Raw genomic sequence first — 19,925 nt, forward strand, 5'->3', positions numbered from 1 at the left:
AGGACTTCTATACTTCATAATTTCTCTATCCCGCAAAAGAAAAGTAACAAAAACGCAACCTTTTTCTTTTATAATTGGTAACATATTTGTTACCTTTGGATCATAATTAATATTTTTCACCCCATGAAATATGAATGCTGCCGAAGTAATACGGTTGCTGGAAGACAAGGGATGGTCAGAAGTCCGACAAAAAGGAAGCCATCGAATTTTCAAGCACCCTGAAAAACAAAGCATTATCTCAGTCCCAATACATGGGAGTAAGGATATTGCCACCGGAACATTGAAAAGTATCCTGAAGACGGCGGGGTTAAAATAACCCCGCCCGCTTCAGGCGGGTGTGAAATATTAACCAAGAGTCCATTTTACCTCTTATTCAAACTTTCTAATTCCTTTCTGAAATGGCGGATCACAAACACACGTTAACCATCGTGTTCGAGCGAGATGATGGAGAACTGTGGGGTCGCGTTGAAACCCCTGAATTTCTTCACACAACCGTAGGCACCTCCGTCGAGGAGGTAGCGCAGAATTTGCGTGATTTGGTCGAAGATTTTTTAGAGAACGAAGGCAAAGACGCACCTGAATGGTCAGGTGTGAAGATCGAAGATATCAGCTTCAATTATGAGTATGACTTAACAGCTCTCTTTGAGGTTTTTAGCTCGGTCAAAATTGGCTCTATTGCCGATGCTGCAGGCATTAATCAATCATTAATGCGGCAGTATGCCAGTGGTAAAAAGAATCCATCTGAACGCCAAGCCAAGAAAATTGAAGAAGCTGTTCGCCAATTAGGCCAACGTCTGACGCAAGTTGTCATAGCCTAGCAATGTTTCGGTTGACTCTAAGTTCAAAACTAACCTTGGGATACAATTTAGTCCCTATCGGCCTTGGCTACTGACAATCAAGTCAGAATGGCTGTCCTTGTTACCATTTCGAAAATTTATGACTCTGTCGATCATGGGCAAGAGTCTAATAATGGACAAGTGGAACTTAGAGTATCTAGCAGAACAGTGTGATTTTTTAGTTCACAATCTTAAACAGCAGAAAATTTGGCATAACCCCTCAATATCTTCAGAAGGCACCTAACTAAGGCTGTCTCTTCAAAAAATGAGTGCCCCTATTTTCATGTCACTCATATTCCCCGACCATAGGGTTATGGTCGGGGATTTTTTTTAATAATTCCATGTCAGGCACTCGACCTTGGTGCGAGCCTCCTTGCGTCGGCCGTCAACGGCGAGTGTTTTTTCAATATCCTCACTCTTCCAGCCATACCGCTCGCGGTACTCCAGCAGCTGCGGCTCCGGGTAGCTGCTCAGTAGAAACTTACCCTGCATATTGGCGCAGGCATCCAGGAGCCGGGTAAAGTCTTCGGCTGTGTAGCCCTTGTACATGCCCTGGTCAGAACTCACATACGGTGGATCGAGGTAGAAGAATGTATCCGGGCCATCGTAGGCTTTCATCACCTTCAGCACGTCGTAACTCTCAATCGTTACGAACTTCAGCCGCTGTTGGTACGCATCCCGCAGCAGCTGCTTTTTGTTGAAGAGCTTGAGCGCACACTTGCCAAACCGATCGTAGCCGAAACCCCCACCGATCACGCTCGAAAAACTCATGTTCGACTGCACCCACACCGCCCAGGCCATGCGTAGAACATCGTTGATTTCTTCCGCTCCAGACTCGTACTCGGTATCGGTTTCGGTGTGCTGTGCCCGGCTGTGGAAGGTCTCGTCGATAAGCGACTGCAGCTGCTCCAGATCGTACTTCAGCACCTTGTAAAAGGTAATCAGCCGGTTGTTGATGTCGTTTACCACCTCGGCCTTTGAGGGTGGTTTGCCCCAGAATACGGCACCGCCCCCAAAGAAAGGTTCGACGTAGGTATGGTGCTCGGGGAGTTTTGGCAGGATGTGTTTCAACATCATCTGCTTACCCCCATAGTACGTTATGGGGGTTTTAAGAAGGGGAATAACTTTCATTGTCGTTGAGTAATCAGAAAACCAATTAGTCAAATCTCCCCTACGTTGCTCCCCCCTAAAAGGACAATTATTTGTACCCCCCTTTGTATCTTGCGGCTATTCTCCGCAGCAGCCAGCGGTCAAAAAACGGCTTAGTTCTTATGGAAGCATCTCGTTTCAACGAAGGTATGGCCCTCGGTCAGGCTCTATTTGTGCAGCTTGATCGTCGAGGCTCCAAGTATCGCAGCCGCTTTGTTCCGGCCTACATACGCCAACATCTCTGGCTCCCCTGGTACCTAACCAGGGTGGGCGATGAGATGCAGTTGTACATCATTCAGCCGCCCAACGAGCAACACGCCAAAGTGCACTTTGTGCGGTGGTTGCCGCCCGACTCATGAGAGAACACTTTATTGTTGAAAATAAAGAAGCCGCTTCGCCCTCCGAAGCGGCTTTTATTTTGGAGCCTAAATCCGGCCTGAGAGCCGAAGTGCTGCGCTTTCGGTCGTTGCGTCAGATGGATGAATACCAGCCAGACGGCTCAGTAGCTCAGGTTCGAAACTTGCCCATTTTGCTTGTGTCGAACACGCCAGGCATTACTGAGTCCAAACGTTTAGGTATTCTCAAACGAATGGCCAGCTGGTACTATTACACTCAACTTATGCCGAAACCAACAGACACCCAGCCGCCTTCCGAATCGGCAGGCTGACATCGATCTGCACCACGAAATAGTTCATGCCGTTGATGTGTACTTTCTGGCCCCAATCGAGCAAGGCCAAATCCGTCTCGGTCAGCATAATGGGCACCTTGGCGTAAAACTGCTCGTCGAGCATCGCTTCCCTGCCGCGCCAGTGGTGGTACCAAAGTCCGTCGTTTACCCCATCGCCATTCCAGTACAACGAGTGCCCGCCCATGGATGGCCCCGCTATCGGTACCCCACCGGCCACGCCCTGCCAGAACAACAGTCGCGGGCTCCACCCATTAGCACCCTGCCCAAATTGCGCCGTATTTCCCGGCTGTGCCGCTTTCGGTAGGCCGGTGGCGGTATCGGTCAATAGCGTCGATATTTTGCTTTTAAGGGCCGCAATACTGCCGGTGCCGGGCGTAAGGTAGTCGGCCAGTAACGGCGGTTTGTCTTTCATCAGGGCATCGCCCCCATCCAGATCGTAGCCCAGCTGCAAACGTCGGTTCTGCTCCGGCGTCTTGATCAGCCGCCCTGCCACCTTCTTGCTCCAGTCGATCACGGGTGCCTGACGAATGTTGTCGTCGAAGAATCCGAGCGTCATTTTCCGATACACCGAGTCCAGCTCCAGCCGAATGTTGAACAACTTTCGCAGCTCCAGCACCAGCTCCACCGGCGTCAGATCTGGCACGTGCCGGTTCACCACCACCGAGCTGGCTCCGTCGAGTGCCCGCGTGTTGTAGAGCACCAGATTGCTGTACACCGGGTGTTCCAGAAAGTCGCCAGCAATGATCGTGTTGGTAGCCTGCGCGATTTTCTTCAGCAACCACTTCAGCGTTACCATGGGCACCAATGGCCGGGCTGGCGTGTTCACCGCTCCAGAGAAGTCGTTAACCCAGCCAGTGTAGCTCACGGCCCCACCGTTGGTGGTGTAATAGTCCGGATTCATTACGGTCGGAAACACCACAGCCTTCATGCCGTCCTGGTCGATACCTGCGGCCGGCACTACGCCCGGTACCTCTATCGTGCCCAGGTCAACCTTCGAGAGCAGCTCACTCTGCCAGTCGCCAAAGAACTCACCGAGCGTTTCCACGATCACCCCGGCGTAACCAGCCGGACTGGCTTCGGTCAGTACGTACTGAGCCTCTCTGATCAGGTGCCCGTTTGAGTACTGCTCCAGTCGGTGCCGCCCCAAAATGCCCCCTGCCTGCGGTTGCTCCCAGAATCCAAACAGATACTGGTTTCGTCGAGTGAGCGGAAAGTTGGGCAGGCTGGCGGTCAGGCCTACCAGCTTGCTGTAATCAAAGTGCGGATTCTGCAGGGCTAAATCGAGGGTTGCGTTTGCGGCCAGGTCGGCCGTCCGCCCATCGATGCGAATATCTAAACTCATTATCGGTCTTCGTATTTGATGAATGTTCGATCTCCAGAGGCCATCGGGTAGGTAGTGGCCTCACCAACGAGCAACGCCAGCAGCTCAAACCCGTCGCGGTTGATGGTAATATCCCGACTCCAGAGCAATGCCCCGTTGCGGTAAAACTTCACCCGCTTCAGAGCACCCGGATCGCCAAATACGTACACCAGCCAGTTCAGGTCGCCCACCGGGAAGTTTAGATCGTTCGACTTAGCTGGGTAGATAAACGCACCCGCCGTGCCCTGCAACGATTCGGTATTGCCCATGTCGGCAGGCCCGCCCAGGCCATCATTATGAAAAATGGCCATCTGCAGCGGATGGCTAAACCGCACGTGCCACTGGCCCGCTGGTACCGTCCAGGCGTAGTTCTCAGAAAACGAGCAGCTGCCATGCTCATTGGCGTAAGCCTGGGTGTCCGTTGCCCGGTACTCGGCTTCGGCCAGGGCGTTGGCATCCCCTGCATTCTCACCCCCATAGCGCCCTGCCGGTATCAGGATCGTGGCCGCTCCGCCCTCCATGCCCCCGGTGCAGTTCGATCGACGATAGGTGCCCAGCCTGCTGATCTCGGCCGACGCAAACGGCGTAGTTCCGGGCACGGTACCCGGTATCGGCGTTGGGCTGATGTAGTGCTCATCCCCTGCTACGTTGGGTTTCTCGGTTATGGGCTTCACATCTTCGTTCGTGTCGGTGTAGTACTGCCGCAGCCGGATCGGTGCGCCCAGACCTGTGCGAAACCCGAAACCATCGAGCACGTGCCGGAAGCCCATACCGCGCCAGGCTGTCGGCCGCGCAGGTTCAACAGGAGCCGGGCCGAGTGCGCTATAATTCTGGTCGGTTTTGGTGCGGGTAAACACGAGCGTGCGCGACAGCAGATCCGCATCGTCGTCGTGCACGACCAGTTCATTCGTTGCCAGCTGGAGCGGCACGTGGCCCTTATTTGTAATCAGGAAGATGCCCTTGGCGTAGAGCAGCTCATTCAGGTACCGAGTCCAGACCACGCCCTGACGGGAAAACCAGCCGGTCGAGACCGTCAGGGTCTGGTCGCCCTGCACATCCACCACCCGCAGTCCGGCAAAATCAATAGCGGTGGCCCCGTACTCGTCGCGCTCGGCCACGGTGCGTTTGGCGGTCGCTGTCTCCTCCGATTGCCCCAGCAACCGCATGGTATCCCAGCCGCCGAGCGAGTTGCTCAGGAGCAAATAACGCTCCCATGGGCGCTCGTTCGGGTCGACCTCAAAGATGCGCACCTCGCTCAGCCGGAAGTTGCTTTCGTTAGCCAGCCAGATCCGGTAATCGAGCAGATCCGGCTCGCTCCCCAATCCCAGCTGTACAAACCCCACCGGGCAGCACACCACCGAGTTGAGGCCCGGCCGGTCGAGCGTCAACAGCGTGCGTGTTTCGCTGGTACCATCCGCCCGGTTCAGTTGCGCCCGGAGCCGCAGCTGGGTAGGCAGCGGTGTGAAGTTGAGCAGAAAGTACAGATACTCCTCGTCGACGTCCGACCGGCCCACCTGCTTCCGGTTTGGTTGCCAGGTCAGAAACTGGCGTGTGTCGCGCAGATGCCGGTCAAAGAAACGCTCCCCCCACCCCGCGAAATCTTCGTGGCTCAAACCGCCCTTAAACACCCACTCCTTCGGCCGGGTCAGGTTGATGTCCACGGCCGGTTCGCCACCCGTTACGGTTTCCTGCAGGCAGTAGGGCATCGTCAGGCTCGGCAGCAGGCTTAACCGGCTCTGGCGAGCAGCGGGCTTGGTAGCTTCGAGGAATCCGTCGAGCACCTCGTCGATCCGAAACTGCGCGCCATCGTAGCGGGTGCTGCCTCCAATCGTAACAGGTGGTCGCTCACGCCCTACCAGCGTAGTCAGCTCCTCAAATTCGGTGCTCTGGGCAAAGGTTGGTACCAGTATCTTCAGCGCATAGCGCAGGTCGGCCCGGCTCGTGAGCGATGTGTCGGCCGCGTCGATGGTTACCTCCAGTCGGTTTCGCGAAAACCGCAGCGGCTGGTGTACCAGATTGGTGGCAAGTGCGTCAATCATTATCGAAAACAGTGTTTAGTAGCTGTGAGAGCATGTTGGAGCTTGCGGCCGTAGTTCGGATCACTACTGAAGCGCCGGATCAGGTGCCTGCGAAACCGCTCGGCCGAGGTGAGTGTGTACTTCCGGATCACCTGCTGCTCGTACTGGCCATAGTCGGCCAGGCAGGCCGAGTCGCTCTCAAAAACCACGTAGCCGCTCGGCCGCACCGCGATGTAATTCTTGCGGCTGTTGCGCTTGAAAGCAAAGAGATTGTGTGCCCGAACAATGCCCACCTTGGGATTCCAGTATCCGGTCTCCACGGCCGAGATGGCCGCAGCCAGATGGGGATACTGGTAGCCCTGTTGGGCAATTAGATGGGTATAATGCGCAATCCGGTCGGTGCGCTGTGCTAGGCTAAGGTGAGCCAGCAGCAGGAAAACTAAAAGCCGCATATCCGTTTTTAGGCGAATCTGCGGCTAAGTGTATTGTTAAAAAAGGACAGTTACCCTCACAGAGCAACCTTGATTAATGCTTCAATGATTCACGGTCAAAATATGCTTCACTAATTACAGAAAGTATAATTAAGCCAATAAAATAGGCGCATTGTCTATTAATCAGACTAAAAAAATGGTCAGAGTCTACTATATCGGTACTTTTCATATTAACGTCTTGAGAGTTTTTCAAATGAAAGAACCTATTCCTCACCGTAATGATGAAACTTGAAAATTGTGGAAATTTGACAACGAGCTTCGATCCATCAATACAGCTTTGTTCATCGAATATCGATTTATCACATATTTTCTTAATTGTTTCATATATCTTACTGGCATTATATTCATTGTTCGCTGTTATGTTTATATCAATCGTTAAACTGTTGTAGTCTTTTTCTGAAGCTAAGACATGAGCAATGAAAGTGTTAAAAACTTTTAATTCACCTTGATCTTTATCTCCTGCAAATAGTTTCTTGAGCTCGTTAAAAGATTTTGCAAAATCCTTAGTCCTAGAAGCATATATAACAGGAAATGAATAAGATACATATTCTAAAACACGATATAAATGTAAAAAGGCTAGAGTGTGGTTGTCCTTGTGAAAATGGTAATAAAAATTACACAGTTCATTATTGAGCGACTCGAAGAAGTCTTTGTTCCTTCGAATCAGTCTTTTGTTCTCTAGGACACGCGACAAGTCTTCCATAGTAAGTCCATCTGACAAATAATCCAATATATTATGTATATCAGATTTACATTTTGTTCTTACTATCCTTATCACATCTAGAATCCCACTTTTTAAGTCTTCTGAAACCTCGTTGCTTGAAATCAAACCTTCTGCCTGATAAGACGACTGAGACTCAAGCTTCAAAAAGTCGACCCCTTGCACAAAAGTTACCTTTCTATATGTCTGGGTGAGTTTCAGGGTTCCGGTTATACCTCTAAGAATCAAATAAAAAGCTGGACTATTCTGAATTTTCAGCCCGGGGAATTGTAAATATATTCTCTCATCTTCAGAATGCTCAAAAAATTCAAATGGCGGCTGCATTAATCATCGGTGCTAGTTAGTTCAAAAAAGATTTCTTCAACATCAGTTACATCCAAATCTCTATATCTTTTCAAATTGTACACAAACTCCTTTGAAAGCTCTCTCCGAAACTTTCCCAAATTGATTTTTGAAGGGTTTAAGGCTCTAAATGCAAGCTCAAACTTCTGTAGTTGAGCCTCTAATTCTCCAGAAGAGAATCCACGTAATATGTCATATGAGTTATTGAATCCTACACAAAAACCAATGAAGTTATTGACAGTTTGAAACCACTTTAAGCAAATTGAGCTGTCTGCATGTCTGTCAACAAATTGAATAATGTCGTAAAATTCAATCTGATTTTTTGAAATGTCATTCTCTAATATTCTTCCCACAAGAATCTCATCCATCTTTTCCTCGATGATCTTAGAGTTCTCATTATTCACATTGTTGGTTAGAAAGGCCATATACCCTTTGGCAATATCACCATAGCTGAAAGACTCTTTGAGCGGAGTGGCAGCCTTATCTTTTTCTGTCTGAACTTTTATGGAAAGACCACTAAAGTAAAATAGCTCTTTCGTCAATATCTCTATCTGATGTCTTGGAGTCATACCCTTTTGACCATTGTTGAGGGTAATCATCCTATAGAGCAATTTATCTTTGTTTCCAGCAATAATGATATTGAAAAAAATCTTTTTCGTGTAATCAAATTCTGGACTTTCAGATGCTCTTTTGAGCGTGTTGAGCCTTTGTATACCATCCAAAATAAAACCGTTGTCAATATTTTCATTTACATATCTGCTCAGTTGACCAATATCTCGAATCTCTCCCTCCTTCTTAACAAAAGCAAGCGTCAGTGGGGGCATTAGACAACCAGAGAGAATATCTTTTTCAAGTCTTTTGTAAAATTTTGTATTCAAAAGCTTTCTCTGTTCATCAAGCTTATTAATCAATGGATATATACGCTCAAGCGTATACGCATAATCGGTTTGCCCCAAACCAACTATACTAGAGATCACATTATCAAATTCGAGATTATAGATTTCCATTCCTTTCTCAGTCGACATACTCATTATCAAATTCCATTAAGCTAAGTACAGTTCATTAGAACTTTACTTTCGAAAACAAAAGCATGGAATTTACACCATGTAGTCATTTGAATTCTAAAGGCAGTAAGTTTGTCCACTATCTTTGAACAAGCCCAATTCTCAATCATTCTGAGCTCAATGTTAAGAAAAAATCTCGTTCGCAATGAGCGAGATCTTGCACTTTACCTCGTAGCCCATTGCCGTGTCGAGCGTCATCATCTGAATGGGCTCCAGCATGGCACTCGAATAGTCGAAGTCGACAAAGGCCGTTTCGCGGTGGTCTTGCCGAAATTGGCGCAGGATCGAGAGTGCCAGCTCCTCAGCCTGGTCAAAGGCCGCATCCACGTTTTCCTCGCTATCGTTCACAGCCTGGCACAGTACGTAGAAGATCACGTTGAACTCCGCCACCTGATTGTCGGCCCCGTTGTCGATCGGCCGGTACCGAGGCCGCATCAGAAACACGGCCGGGTATATTTCCTCCGTCATCGACTCGGTAACCAGGCGCTCCATCTTGGCCGCGTCCGACTGGCCCACGTACACCACCCCATCCAGCCCCTCGGCAATTGGCCGGAAATACTCCCAAAGTAAAGTCGTTGCGATCATTAGCTGTCTGTTTTTTCGGAATCCTGCCGCGCCAGCTGGTCGGCCCGGTGCTCTTCCAGAAAGAGTAATACCTCATGCAGGTTGGCGTCCTGCGTCTGCTTTAGGTTGCCGAAGATGTGCTTTTCGGCCAGCAGGTGCGCGTTCTTGATGAAGCCCTGCCCGGCGTACCGCTCGCCCTCCTCGACGGGTTCCGCCGTCGCGTCCGGATCAAACAGTTCATACCCACTCAGTACGTTTTTGATGTTGCTGGCCACGTACAACAGCACGGCCGAGCGGGTACTGAAGTCGAGCTTGGCAACCTCCGCCACCCGCTCCCGCACCACAAACTCGTTGTAGGGCTCGCGGTGGTCGCCGTTCCAGTCGGGCCGCAGCGTATAACCGCGCCCACGTCGCGGTCGGCAGGCAGTTGCCACCAGGTAGTTCAGCCGCTCGTAGCCTGGTACTGTTTGTTGGATAAAGGCCTGCATGTGGATGTACAGGTCGGTCAGCTCCCCGAAGTTCATGGTCTTGAAGCCCTCTTCGGGTAGCAACCACGCTTTGCCGTTCACCTGAATGCTCGGGAACGGTTGCCGGTGCATAGGCTTCAGCCACAGCCACTGCAGCTGGGCAACAATGGTCTGCAGCACCTCGGCATTCTTCCAGCGCACAGACTCGGGTAGGTTGGGCGAAAAGTGCTTCTGGTGCAGTTTGCGCCAGGCTTTGGGTCGAATGTTCAGGGCCAGTTGTATTAGGGCATGATACATCTTGCCCGACTCGGGTGTGAGGTAAACCAGATTGATCAGTCGGGCGATCTGATCCGGCCCCACCTCGTCCCACGCTTCGGGCAAGTTGTACGACACCCCATCCAGTTCGATCTGCTGCATTACTTCAGTGCGTTCTGGGCACGGTATGCTTTCAGGTCAACGGTCAGCTGGCTAATCAGGGTTGCCACCAGGCCAGCCACAAAGTAAGCCTTGTCGGCCAGTACGAGCACCAAATCGGGCAGGTATACCCCTTGCTTATCGATCGCTGCTACTGCACCGGCCAGAGCCGCCAGCACAATGCCTGCGTTGCGTATCCAGCCGAACAGCCTGGGTGTAGGAGCTGCCAGCCGCTCAGGCAGGCTCAACTCATCCTGAATGTTTTTCATGGTAATAAATGGTTCGTTTGACTTGGTTTTACAGGTTGCGAAGTAGCCAACAAAAAAGCCGCCCCGATAGGACGGCTTTGGTTAGAATGACAGCTTTTTGCCCAGGCTGCTCTGGTACGATTCCAGCCAGGGCGTGAGCCAATTGGCGATGGCCTTGATGTCGCGGGTGCGCCGTCGATTGATGTAGCAGCCGCCCCGCGTGCCTCGGCCTCCAGTGGTATTAAACCCAATCAGCAGCACCTCCTCGTCTTCGGCCGGATCGTAGCGATCCTGGGCGATGCCCTCAATGTGGCTGGCGAAGAGCGAGACCGCATCCATGCGCCGGATCTTCGCGCCCAGCCGGGTGTTGCCCCGCTGCCCTTTGCGCCAGACAATCTTCGTCGGGTCGCGGAAGTAGGCATTCACCCGCCCAATCGAAACCGGCGCAATCGGTAGCCGGACTCCGTTCTGAGCGTGCACGTAGTAGAAGGCGCTGGCGCAGTACATGGCCCGGTCGGGCAGCTTGTTGCTGCGGTTAATAGCCTTGATCCAATCGGCATCGTTCTGGTTGGTGCGCTCCACCTTGCCCACAAACAGTGCCGCCGTGTCGAAGATCGCCTGACGGAGTACAGCCTCGTCGAGCGAGACCGGCCGCGTCGGCCGTTTTAGAGTTTGACCAGGTGCGCCAGACAGGCCAGCAACAAGAAGCCCAATACAAAGCAGGTAGCAAGTACGCATCGTTGATATGGAGTTAGTTCGTGTTTGAACTCATACCAAAAGTCCGGCTTTGTTCGTATCAACGGAAGGACATAGAAGCCCACTGGCGGCATTACCAGCAACAGCAGCAGCAGCGCCACCGGCAGGTCGGTAAACTGTACCATCTTCTCAAACGCCAGCTTCTGGAAGCTCGTGATGTCATACGGTTGCATCTGTTGCTCAGGCGGTAGCAGCTTGTTTCGCTCAATAATGATCTCGCGAGCCAGGTTGAAATATTCGCCTGCGATGTAGATCAAAGCCCCCACCAGCAGGATTACCCCCACCGACACCAGCTGCCGGTGTCGCTCCAGAAACGACGGCTTTTCTACAGCCTCCGCAGCGGCCTGCGGTGCCTCCTCCACTTCACCCTCGATCACGATCAAGCGTGCCTGGCGTTCGCAATCCATCGCCCAGCCAATCAGCTCGTCGGCCTTGGGCCGCTCGGTCTGCTCAACGGCCAGTTCGCGGTAATACTTAGCCATACTGAGCAGGTCGGCCTTTTGCTGGCGATTGGCCTGCTTCACGTTGTCGCGGGCTTTGGCTTCCTGCTCGGCCAGTTCGTCGAGTTCACGGAGCCGCTCGGCCTCGGCCTGACGGATGGCTTCTTTGCGGCTTTCGATCGCCTTCAGCTGGGCGCTGTAATCGGGTTGTACTTCTGGTTTCACGACTTTTAGGGGTTTTACTTCAGCTTCGGTACTGACCGTTGCGGCCTGTCGATTTCTCATAGAATCACGTGCGGTTTATCGGTAAAATCGTCGGCCTCGTAGCGGCTATCTCCACCGGCCAGGTACTTCAAATAATAGCTACTGAACAAGCTGCTGCTGGCGTTCTCGTCGAGAAACTCAATCACCCCACTCAGGCGCTTTTGGGCGTCAGTATAGAGCTGCTGTTTCAGGGCTCCGCGCAGGTTCGAGTCGGGCGCTACCTCCTCCATGGTACCATCCTTGCTGCGCGTTTCGGATATGCCGGTTTCGTGAATGGTGAGTGGCAGGTATGACCAGGCCTCCAGTACTGAGAAGTAAGCCACTGCCCGGCGCACCAGCGAAATCAGCCGCTCCTCCTGATAGCTCAACGAGGCATTGGGTTGTTGCCACTTCTGCTTCAGCTCGTCGAACACGCCCGCCGTCATCGCCTTCCGCAGGTGCTCATCTTCCACGTACTCGATGTGGGGAATGAGCTTTTGGAAAAATCGGTAGTTGCGCCCCGCAATCGGCAGCAGGTCGCCCAGCTCGGCCGCGCTACGCACAAAGCAGCGGTTGCGTTTAGCGTAGGCACTCGACCCGGTAAATGCGGCCGGTTTCACCAGCTCGACCTCCTTCCAGAAATACTCCAGTGAGAGATCGAGCATCGAGAGGTTGGCGTCCCGGCTGTCGATGTACTCCCATTTCGTCACAGCGATGGACTTCTCCGGGTTGTTTTTCAGGATACCCAAATCGGTAACCTTGTACTTCAGGTGCGGAAACGCCAGCGAGTAGGCATACCACGCCAGGCATGAGTGCGCCAGCCGCAGCAGCTCCTTCGATTCGGCCTCGGTACCGTTCAGCGTCTTTAGCCAGGCAAACATCTCCGTCCCCACCTCGTCGCGAAACCAGCGCTCGGCATGCCCCAGAAACCCCGCCGAGATGTCGGCCTTCATGTTGGCCGCAATCATGCCCAACTGGGCTTTCATAATGTCGAGTGTGAGCATCTTAGTTGTGGTTTACGACCGCCTGCGCGCCAGTCGGGTTGGTGTCGAGTGTTGTGATCTGTACGCCTGAGAAGCTTGGTATTACATCGTTGTAGCCCATAGTACGGAGTGCGTACTGAATGGGCTCCAGCAGGATCTGGTGGTGTACCGGCGTGCGGAAGTGCTGCTGAAACTCGGCCATCACCCGGATCTGCGAGCCTGAGTCATTGCCCTTGCCCGGATTCACACCCGCCAGCGTTGGCAGGATACCGGCCGCGTTGGCAATGCTCACGTTGGCCATCTCCCAAACCTTGCTGTAGGCATCGTCGCTCATCTCGTTTTTGAGCGGTACCACATCGATGTTGTCGAGCGGCTTATTGTCATCTCCCCGTAGGTACTTCAGAATAAGGCTCTTGTTTACGTTCTTGGTACCAGCCAGCCACTTGCTCAGGTTGTCCGAAAACTCCGACCATTTGGCCCGGATCTTCTCCACCGGCAGCGTCTTGCCACCTTCCTGGTCGAAGTAGTCTTTCGGTACCTTTACCAGGTACTTGATGTTGTAGCCGTTGGTGATGCCCGACTTGTGGAAGATCGGGATCAGGTTCGCCAGCTCGATCCACTCCTGGGCTCCCCACCAGCTTGGGTACGCATAGTGCGGGTTGCCCGACAGTGGCTCCCGGCTGTGAAACACACTGGTCACGTTGGCCGCTGGCTCCACGAAGTTGAAGCCCGGTATCACCTCGCTCTCGGTCGGCCGGAAGTACGAGTAATCCCCGAAGTACGGGTTGTACAGAAACTGCCCAGCGGCACGGCCGTCAGGCCTGCCCTTGCGGGTGGCAAAGCAGTCGAGGTGCGTCAGGATCGGCGTACCATCGAGCTCGAAGGTGAACTTGGTAAAGTGGTTGCCGTTGGTGAGCCGCTCGTTGATGGCGCCAATGATGTAGTGGGCCAGTCGGCTCCTGAACATCCACTCCTCCAGTCGGCTGTCGGTGTAGGGTTCCAGGCGCCTGCTTGTCTTGCCGTCGACGGTATCAAACACCCGCTTGTTAAACGAGATGCCGGTACCGTAGATCATGTCCCGGTTCGACTCCAGCAGCGGCCGTACCTGGTTGTTTTTCTGGATGAGCTGACCCATCACATTGGGCTGGTTATCGCCTGCTCCCCACGATACGTGATCGCGCCCATCGCCCCCGAAAACTTGAGTGGAGCCATAGGCGTGATCCCGGCCGCTGCCGGTTTGCTGCAGTATGGCGGCATTGCCGTTGCGGCTGGTAATAAGGGCTACGTTTTCGTTTATCCACTCCATTATGAATTGTGATTGACCCGCATACGGTTGTAGTGGGTAATGAGATCGATGAGCACTTCGAACGGCTTGCCGGTTTCGAGGTTGGTGAGCAGCAATACGTGGTTATTGTTCACGTTGCCCCGGTAGCCCCGCTCCCCGGGGCAACGTTTGGTGCTTTTGCAGCAGCGTCCCTTTTCGCCCAGCGTGCCGTCCTTTTTCACGTAAGCCAGGCTGAAAACATGCAGTTGCCCGCCCTCGCGGGTGTCCTGATGGATTTCGGCGAACATCGCCCGACGATTGATTGTCTTACTCATAAAGTCGCTTGTAGGCTGTTTCAGCCGATACTTGGGCTACGTACTCTGTTCCGGTGATAGTCCGAATGGTGCATCGGCTGGGATTTCGAGTCGACTGCACAATTGACTCCACTTGATCCGGATGGATGTAGGCATCTGTGCTCGTCGAGCCGCCACTATCAATTAAGAATTTCACTGGCTTTCCCATGGTCAAAGATTGCCCTGCTCACGGAGGGCAGGAAGGACAGATTTGTTTGTAGATGAAGTAACCCGCAGCCAATCGCCATAGCCAGTTTTCCACCTTACTCCAGCGCCGTTGCTGCCGGTACTGGTAGGCCAGTGCCAGCGCATTGGCCCGTTCCAGCTCGGCCCTGGCCATGTCTCGACTCGTGGACACCAGTGCCCGACCTACCGAGTCGCGCCCGCTCTCGGCTTTCTTCAGGCGCACACCCAGCTTAGTAATACTGAGCCGGGCATAGTGCAGGGCCGTGAGGCTATCGAGCACGGCCTTGGCGTTTCTGACGTATTGCCGCACAGCCTCGACGCTATCGATGCCCGCCCCGGTTCTGGCCCGTACTGGCACGCCGGTTCGATTCGATTGCGCCATTGATCCGGATGATAGCATCCAGATCAGACAGGCCAGCGTTGGCCCGCATAGAGTCTTTTTCATGGAGATCCTGAATTACCTGAGTGAGTGAATCCACCTTGCGCTGCACCTGCCACAGCCGCAGCTGCCCCTCGATCGAGTCGGCCTTATGCTGTGCCGCCATCGACGACTTCAGCAAGTCGCCCACCTGCGCCACCGGCGAGGGTTCGCTTGGCGTGAGCAGCTGCACCAGCACGGCTACGGCCACAGCCGTGAGCACCGATACCGACACCTCCCTGATCAGGTTGGCGCTGGTACCAAACTTGGTGTAGGCTCCCTTCAGGAAGCCGCCTATTGTCTGGAGTACCGTCATCTTGGCTTTGGTGGTGAGTGTGGTGGTGCGGCCGGTCGGCGAGGAGGTGTCGTGCGCGTTGCCGGAATTGGCTGCGGCACCCGGCTTTCCCAGTCGGTCAGCTCGAAGTGCGGCCGGTCGCGGAGCTGCTTGAATGTGCCACCCCAGGTGATGTTGGGCAGCTCCAGCATGAGCTGGGCAAAGTAGTTGAACCACTTCTCCGACCAGTCCAGCGATCCGTCCAGTCGTCGGAAGCCCACGTCGAGCGCGAGTGCTGGCCGATAGTTGTGTGGAGACTGGCCCGCCCTGGCGTTGGTTACGAACTCGTCGGCCTCGTCGATCCGGCCATCGCCGTCATTGTCTCGGCCGTCGCGAGGTTGCTCGAAAAGGGCATTTTGACGGGCGTCGCTGCGAAATGTTTGGGTAAGAAACGGTGTAGGGGCACCGGGATAAAGAGCCGCCCACCGGCCGCACGACAGGCCAAACGCGTAGGCCAGTTGCGGGTGCAGGTCGTCGATCGATCGTGAATCCATACGTGCTTTTTTAGGCAAGCTGCATCCCACCGATCCGACCCGAAAGGACAATAAAAAAGCCCGACCGCAGAGCAGCCGGGCTTTCGCACTAACAGATAATTAAAAGCGTTATTCGACTTTTTTCAGCCATCCCTGCTCCTCCAGGTCGGCAATGAAATTGTCGGGGCTGTCGGTTCGCGGTGCCCGACCGCCGTAGAATTCCGTAAACCGAACCGCAAACTCATCCATGTACTCCTGAATCGTTTGCTCGGCCGTAAACCGACCGCCGTCCTTTAGTTGGTTTATCAACTCGGCGGGAGTGGCCGCTTCGACCACCCCGCTCCCATCTTCGAGTAAGTATTTCATTAGGCTGCCAGTTCGCTCTGGCGGTTATGATAAAAGGTGAAAATCTCGGGTTGTTGAATCTGCTCGAGGCTGGCCATCGTGGCCGTTTCAACCCGGCTGGTGCGGCTGTATTCAACCAGATTGTGTAAAAATAGCACCCAGTTCGAAATCTTTTCAAATTCGATCGTGCCGCTGTGCTGGCGGAATTCGATCGTTTTATAGCGGTTATAGCTTTGCAGGTTTACCTTCTGGTAGCGGTTGTTCATAACCGAGTTGACCAGCTGGTTCATGCTGGTGGCCGCGTCGATCTGCGCGACCCGGTGGGTCAGGCTCCCGCAGTAGGTGTTGGTCGATCCGCGTCGGCTGGCTGGCATGAAGCTGTCGATGATCCCCTCGTAGCGGGCGTAATTAACGAGCAGGTTCTTGGTTTGGGCGAGGCCGAAGTTGGCCGCGTCGAAATGTACGTGGAGGCCGCAGCTGCGGTTAATGTAGGCCCGCTGTTGCTTCAATACCCGGCATACGGTTTTGAGTTCGTCGAGGCCCGCTTGCCCTTCCAGAATCGGGCTTACCAATTCGAAGCTGTTATGGCCGCTCAAGCTGCCGTCCGTTACTACTTTCCAATGCCGCCGGGTGGTGTGGTTGTAGCTTTCAACTTCAACCGCGACCCCAGCCGCCCGGAGTGCGTTGGCCAGTTCGCTGCGGCTTACGTTGTAGGCTTCGATCTCCACCCCGAAGCGCCGGTTAAAAGGCAGGAAGCGGAAAACATCGTCGGCCGCTGCCTGCATCCGGCTCCGTACCTGATCGGGCCAGTACCGGGCGAAAACGTTCTGCACAAATCCGTAGTTGCCGCCGGTCAGGTCGGCTACTTGCCGCCGGGTCAGGCCGAGGGCGAGCAGCTGGCGAATTTTTTCAGTTTTGGTGAGGCTGGCGTTGTTTAAAATTGCTTGCGTTTCCATCTAATTATCTGTGCGTTAGTGCGTTTTGATGATGCAACACACGCACTATCTTCCGGCACACGCAAGTTCCTGCCGTAGTGTCTCGTGAAGTTCCATGCGGAGTCCCGCAGGTCACTGGAACAGTGCAATCGAGCACGAAAAAAGCCCGACCAATTGGCCGGGCTGTGGGGTAGTTCGCCACCCAACATAACGAGGGCGCTAGGCACCGGCGTTGGTGGCATTGAGTCGCCTACTACCTATTACCTTCGGCAAGCAACAAACCCTTGGATTTTGATAATAAGTTGTTTGGTACGTGTGACCAGTTCGAAACCTTTATCAAACAGAAAATAATAATCCCGACAAGGCCAATGAGTAACATTGCCCGATTTCCTTCGTCAATAGAGTGTAAAGTACCTCCTGCTGATAGCTAGGCTATGAATTAACAAAGAAGAAATTCTCTCAACCGAATATATTCCAGGGGCGAGTTTGTATTCAAATCCCCGAAGTGGTATTTATTGATACGTTGTAAAAAAAACTTAAATCAACCAGTACATAATTATATAAATTTGACGCCAAAGGATGCTAATACAGGTTAAACTACTTACAAAGTAAAATAGTCAAGTTCACCCCAATCCTAAGTCATCATGTGCGAATTGGCCACCCTATCCATCAACCGTGCAATAATGCACCAGATTTTTCAAAAGGAAAATCAACGATCCCACTCAACAGTAAGGGAGTCAGATGAAGTGATAACGCTTTCCAGCGAGGTAAGCGATATAATTAATAACCGGCTTGTCAATTCACTTGGAAAAAGTTCAAAGGCATTCCATTTGGATATACAAGATATGAGAGAGGAAAGCTTTTACGGTTATTGTACGAAAATTGAGCCTAATGATGAGGAAAGCTTTGTTAATGCATCCAAGCAGATAGCACATAAACTGTCTAAATCACAAACTAAAGCTAGAATCCCAGGTGGATATGTAATTGTACTAGATTGTACTCATACAGTCAAAAACCTTCCTTGCACAATTGTAATTAAAGCAGAACCCCATGAAGCAATAAGGCAAAATAAAAGTGGAGAGAAAGCTATACTAGAAGTACTGAATGATGTTATACTTTCGCCTTCACAAAAGCTCTTTAAAATAGGAGTATTGTTTGAAAGACTCACCCCTATGTTCAAAAACGAACTTGGAGATATAGTGTTGCCACCAAACGACACACACGGGTGCATGATTTTCGATGATAACTTTAAAAGAGCGACCAAACCAGCAGAGTATTTTTACAGCGACTTTTTGGGGTTTTCAGTTGGAAGGAACTCATTAATTCAAACAAAGAATTTTTTCGATTTCACTTATGACTTTATAAAACAGAATGTTACAAATTACAAGAGTAAAGAGGACGCAATTATTGCCTTAAAATCATACTTAAAAAGCAATAATGACCCACTACTAAATGTAAGTAAGTATGCTGACGACTTTCTCCCTGTAGAAGTTAAATCAGCTTATAAAGGTGAGGCTTTACAGCATCTTCCTTCGGCGTTTATAAAGGAAACATCCTTGATACAAAAGGATTTAGAAACAAAGAAAATAAACTTTCCCAATAAAGTTACTATCTCTCTCCCTGAAGCAAAGTACGGCGAGTCTGTGAAAGTAATCACCCCAGATGATATCAACATAGACGAAGTAATGAGTGGCAATTGTACTTACATACGAATACAAGGAAAGCCATATGAATCAAGCCGAGAAGTATGAACAAGCACTACGGCAAAACTTCCGAGATCTTATTCCACATTTGAAGGACTGGGGCAAAAAGGTAGACCAGACAATTGCCGATTTAGTGAAGGATTTGGTAATGGAAAAAAGGGTTCAAATGAGTCCTGACTTCAGGATCAAACAGGAAGATAGTTTTATCAAGAAAGTCACCGTAACCAAGAAATACAACAACCCGATAACTGATACTTCTGATAAGGTTGCAACAAGAATTGTTCTTTTGACAACTAATGATGTTAAGGAGGTTTCCGAAAGACTCAAGGCGTATGCTTCTTGGAATATTTCACATGATAAAGACTGGGAAAAGGAAATCGAAAAAGCTCCTAATTCCTTTGGCTATCAGTCTGCTCATTTTGTAGTTTGGCCAATAGAAAAAGCTAGCGATGAGCTTGATGTTCTCGCTTTAAAATGCGAAATTCAGGTCAGAACACTACTTCAACACGCCTATGCAGAAGTAAGCCATGACCATGTTTATAAAGGCCCCTATAAGAGCGACAAGGCCATACTTCGGAAGTTGGCCCGATCAATGGCGCTTATGGAATCTACGGACGAGTATTTTGGAGAAATATTCGAAATGATTCGTGAACCGGAGAACCCAGAAAATGAATTGATGAAAGTGCTTAAAGAACTGTATAAAGATTTAGCGCCTAGCGTGCATGTTTACGAGGATCAGGATATGTCAGATTTGTTTCTGCCCCTTTATACAGATAAGCCGTTTCCAGTTGAAAAGCTTAAAAATTTTGTTAGAAGAAGCCCTGAGCTAGTTAACTGGATACAACGAAGTAAATTACTTTTATTTACGCATCCGATCGTTTTGATGCTCGCCTACCTATTGAACACAGACCCTGACTACCTGAAAGATAATTGGCCCTCTAGCCATCAGCAGTTGGAAGCGTTACACATAGGTTTAGGACACAGTTTTGCAGATTACTAAGTCAAAAGAGGCTGTAATGATACAGCCTCTTTTGTTTTTTGTATTGGGAAGATTACAAATCTACTATGCGCGTTCCTTCTTCGCAGTAACTATCTGTTTGCAGAGACCAGTCAAAGAGAAATGTTCTGGC

The 19,925-nt window shown here is 51.6% G+C and carries 25 protein-coding genes; 6 read left to right on the top strand and 19 right to left on the bottom strand.

Annotated elements, in window-relative coordinates; all coding sequences use genetic code 11:
- Positions 1-130: 130 nt before the first annotated feature.
- Both F5984_RS19875 and F5984_RS19880 read left to right on the top strand, forming a co-directional pair.
- The gene (locus F5984_RS19875) at positions 131-316 is read left to right on the top strand and encodes a type II toxin-antitoxin system HicA family toxin (RefSeq protein WP_152125965.1); all 186 of its coding nucleotides are present in this window, start codon (positions 131-133) and stop codon (positions 314-316) included.
- Positions 317-398: 82 nt separating this feature from the next.
- Positions 399-818, top strand: a complete 420-nt coding sequence (locus F5984_RS19880) for a type II toxin-antitoxin system HicB family antitoxin (RefSeq protein WP_152125966.1) — start codon at positions 399-401, stop codon at positions 816-818.
- A gap of 348 nt (positions 819-1,166) precedes the next feature.
- Here F5984_RS19880 and F5984_RS19885 read toward each other — a convergent pair whose 3' ends face one another.
- Positions 1,167-1,967, bottom strand: coding sequence for a DNA adenine methylase (locus F5984_RS19885; protein WP_152125967.1), 801 nt, complete (start codon positions 1,965-1,967; stop codon positions 1,167-1,169).
- 140 nt (positions 1,968-2,107) lie between these two features.
- Between F5984_RS19885 and F5984_RS19890 the strand changes: the two genes are divergently transcribed.
- Together F5984_RS19890 and F5984_RS19895 are read left to right on the top strand one after the other, a co-directional pair.
- On the top strand, positions 2,108-2,344 hold the full coding sequence (locus F5984_RS19890; RefSeq protein WP_152125968.1) for a hypothetical protein: 237 nt from the start codon (positions 2,108-2,110) through the stop codon (positions 2,342-2,344).
- Positions 2,341-2,652: a hypothetical protein gene (locus F5984_RS19895; protein WP_152125969.1), complete on the top strand. Its 312-nt coding sequence runs from the start codon at positions 2,341-2,343 to the stop codon at positions 2,650-2,652. Before F5984_RS19890 ends, F5984_RS19895 begins: the two co-directional genes overlap by 4 nt.
- Here F5984_RS19895 and F5984_RS19900 read toward each other — a convergent pair.
- From F5984_RS19900 to F5984_RS19985, 18 genes are all read right to left on the bottom strand, one after another.
- Complete coding sequence (locus F5984_RS19900) at positions 2,603-4,015, bottom strand: hypothetical protein (RefSeq protein WP_152125970.1); 1,413 nt, start codon at positions 4,013-4,015, stop codon at positions 2,603-2,605. The two genes, F5984_RS19895 and F5984_RS19900, sit on opposite strands and share 50 nt — an antisense overlap.
- Positions 4,015-6,072 carry a DUF5977 domain-containing protein gene (locus tag F5984_RS19905; protein ID WP_152125971.1) on the bottom strand — a complete coding sequence of 686 codons (2,058 nt, stop codon included), beginning with the start codon at positions 6,070-6,072 and terminating at the stop codon, positions 4,015-4,017. Before F5984_RS19905 ends, F5984_RS19900 begins: the two co-directional genes overlap by 1 nt.
- Positions 6,072-6,503: a glucosaminidase domain-containing protein gene (locus F5984_RS19910; RefSeq protein ID WP_152125972.1), complete on the bottom strand. Its 432-nt coding sequence runs from the start codon at positions 6,501-6,503 to the stop codon at positions 6,072-6,074. Before F5984_RS19910 ends, F5984_RS19905 begins: the two co-directional genes overlap by 1 nt.
- 73 nt (positions 6,504-6,576) lie before the next feature.
- Positions 6,577-7,587 carry a hypothetical protein gene (locus tag F5984_RS19915; RefSeq protein ID WP_152125973.1) on the bottom strand — a complete coding sequence of 337 codons (1,011 nt, stop codon included), beginning with the start codon at positions 7,585-7,587 and terminating at the stop codon, positions 6,577-6,579.
- A complete protein-coding gene (locus F5984_RS19920; RefSeq protein ID WP_152126137.1) occupies positions 7,587-8,612 on the bottom strand; it encodes a hypothetical protein in 1,026 nt (341 codons plus the stop codon). Before F5984_RS19920 ends, F5984_RS19915 begins: the two co-directional genes overlap by 1 nt.
- A gap of 180 nt (positions 8,613-8,792) precedes the next feature.
- Positions 8,793-9,254, bottom strand: coding sequence for a hypothetical protein (locus F5984_RS19925; RefSeq protein ID WP_152125974.1), 462 nt, complete (start codon positions 9,252-9,254; stop codon positions 8,793-8,795).
- Entirely contained in the window at positions 9,254-10,117 is an 864-nt protein-coding gene (locus tag F5984_RS19930) for a hypothetical protein (protein WP_152125975.1), read from the bottom strand. The genes F5984_RS19925 and F5984_RS19930 overlap by 1 nt, the downstream gene beginning before the upstream one ends.
- A complete protein-coding gene (locus F5984_RS19935) occupies positions 10,117-10,383 on the bottom strand; it encodes a hypothetical protein (protein ID WP_221412971.1) in 267 nt (88 codons plus the stop codon). The genes F5984_RS19930 and F5984_RS19935 overlap by 1 nt, the downstream gene beginning before the upstream one ends.
- An 81-nt stretch (positions 10,384-10,464) precedes the next feature.
- Positions 10,465-11,100 carry a hypothetical protein gene (locus F5984_RS19940; RefSeq protein ID WP_152125976.1) on the bottom strand — a complete coding sequence of 212 codons (636 nt, stop codon included), beginning with the start codon at positions 11,098-11,100 and terminating at the stop codon, positions 10,465-10,467.
- Positions 11,028-11,843 carry a hypothetical protein gene (locus F5984_RS19945; RefSeq protein WP_152125977.1) on the bottom strand — a complete coding sequence of 272 codons (816 nt, stop codon included), beginning with the start codon at positions 11,841-11,843 and terminating at the stop codon, positions 11,028-11,030. Before F5984_RS19945 ends, F5984_RS19940 begins: the two co-directional genes overlap by 73 nt.
- Complete coding sequence (locus F5984_RS19950) at positions 11,840-12,805, bottom strand: DUF6712 family protein (RefSeq protein ID WP_152125978.1); 966 nt, start codon at positions 12,803-12,805, stop codon at positions 11,840-11,842. The genes F5984_RS19945 and F5984_RS19950 overlap by 4 nt, the downstream gene beginning before the upstream one ends.
- A 1-nt stretch (position 12,806) precedes the next feature.
- Positions 12,807-14,090 (bottom strand): hypothetical protein, encoded by a 1,284-nt coding sequence (locus tag F5984_RS19955; protein WP_152125979.1) that lies wholly within the window; start codon positions 14,088-14,090, stop codon positions 12,807-12,809.
- On the bottom strand, positions 14,090-14,383 hold the full coding sequence (locus tag F5984_RS19960; protein WP_152125980.1) for a hypothetical protein: 294 nt from the start codon (positions 14,381-14,383) through the stop codon (positions 14,090-14,092). The genes F5984_RS19955 and F5984_RS19960 overlap by 1 nt, the downstream gene beginning before the upstream one ends.
- Positions 14,384-14,588: 205 nt before the next feature.
- Entirely contained in the window at positions 14,589-14,969 is a 381-nt protein-coding gene (locus tag F5984_RS19965; RefSeq protein ID WP_152125981.1) for a hypothetical protein, read from the bottom strand.
- Positions 14,908-15,321 carry a hypothetical protein gene (locus tag F5984_RS19970; protein ID WP_152125982.1) on the bottom strand — a complete coding sequence of 138 codons (414 nt, stop codon included), beginning with the start codon at positions 15,319-15,321 and terminating at the stop codon, positions 14,908-14,910. Before F5984_RS19970 ends, F5984_RS19965 begins: the two co-directional genes overlap by 62 nt.
- On the bottom strand, positions 15,318-15,833 hold the full coding sequence (locus tag F5984_RS19975) for a M15 family metallopeptidase (protein WP_152125983.1): 516 nt from the start codon (positions 15,831-15,833) through the stop codon (positions 15,318-15,320). The genes F5984_RS19970 and F5984_RS19975 overlap by 4 nt, the downstream gene beginning before the upstream one ends.
- A gap of 108 nt (positions 15,834-15,941) precedes the next feature.
- Positions 15,942-16,178 (bottom strand): hypothetical protein, encoded by a 237-nt coding sequence (locus tag F5984_RS19980; protein WP_152125984.1) that lies wholly within the window; start codon positions 16,176-16,178, stop codon positions 15,942-15,944.
- Positions 16,178-17,113 (bottom strand): amidoligase family protein, encoded by a 936-nt coding sequence (locus F5984_RS19985; protein ID WP_152125985.1) that lies wholly within the window; start codon positions 17,111-17,113, stop codon positions 16,178-16,180. Before F5984_RS19985 ends, F5984_RS19980 begins: the two co-directional genes overlap by 1 nt.
- 662 nt (positions 17,114-17,775) lie before the next feature.
- Here F5984_RS19985 and F5984_RS19990 point away from each other — a divergent pair.
- Together F5984_RS19990 and F5984_RS19995 are read left to right on the top strand one after the other, a co-directional pair.
- Complete coding sequence (locus F5984_RS19990) at positions 17,776-18,843, top strand: nucleoid-associated protein (RefSeq protein WP_185155584.1); 1,068 nt, start codon at positions 17,776-17,778, stop codon at positions 18,841-18,843.
- Positions 18,821-19,795 carry a GTP pyrophosphokinase gene (locus F5984_RS19995; RefSeq protein WP_152125987.1) on the top strand — a complete coding sequence of 325 codons (975 nt, stop codon included), beginning with the start codon at positions 18,821-18,823 and terminating at the stop codon, positions 19,793-19,795. The genes F5984_RS19990 and F5984_RS19995 overlap by 23 nt, the downstream gene beginning before the upstream one ends.
- Positions 19,796-19,925 lie beyond the last annotated feature (130 nt).

This window comes from Rudanella paleaurantiibacter (genome assembly GCF_009184635.1).
GTDB lineage: Bacteria > Bacteroidota > Bacteroidia > Cytophagales > Spirosomataceae > Rudanella > Rudanella paleaurantiibacter.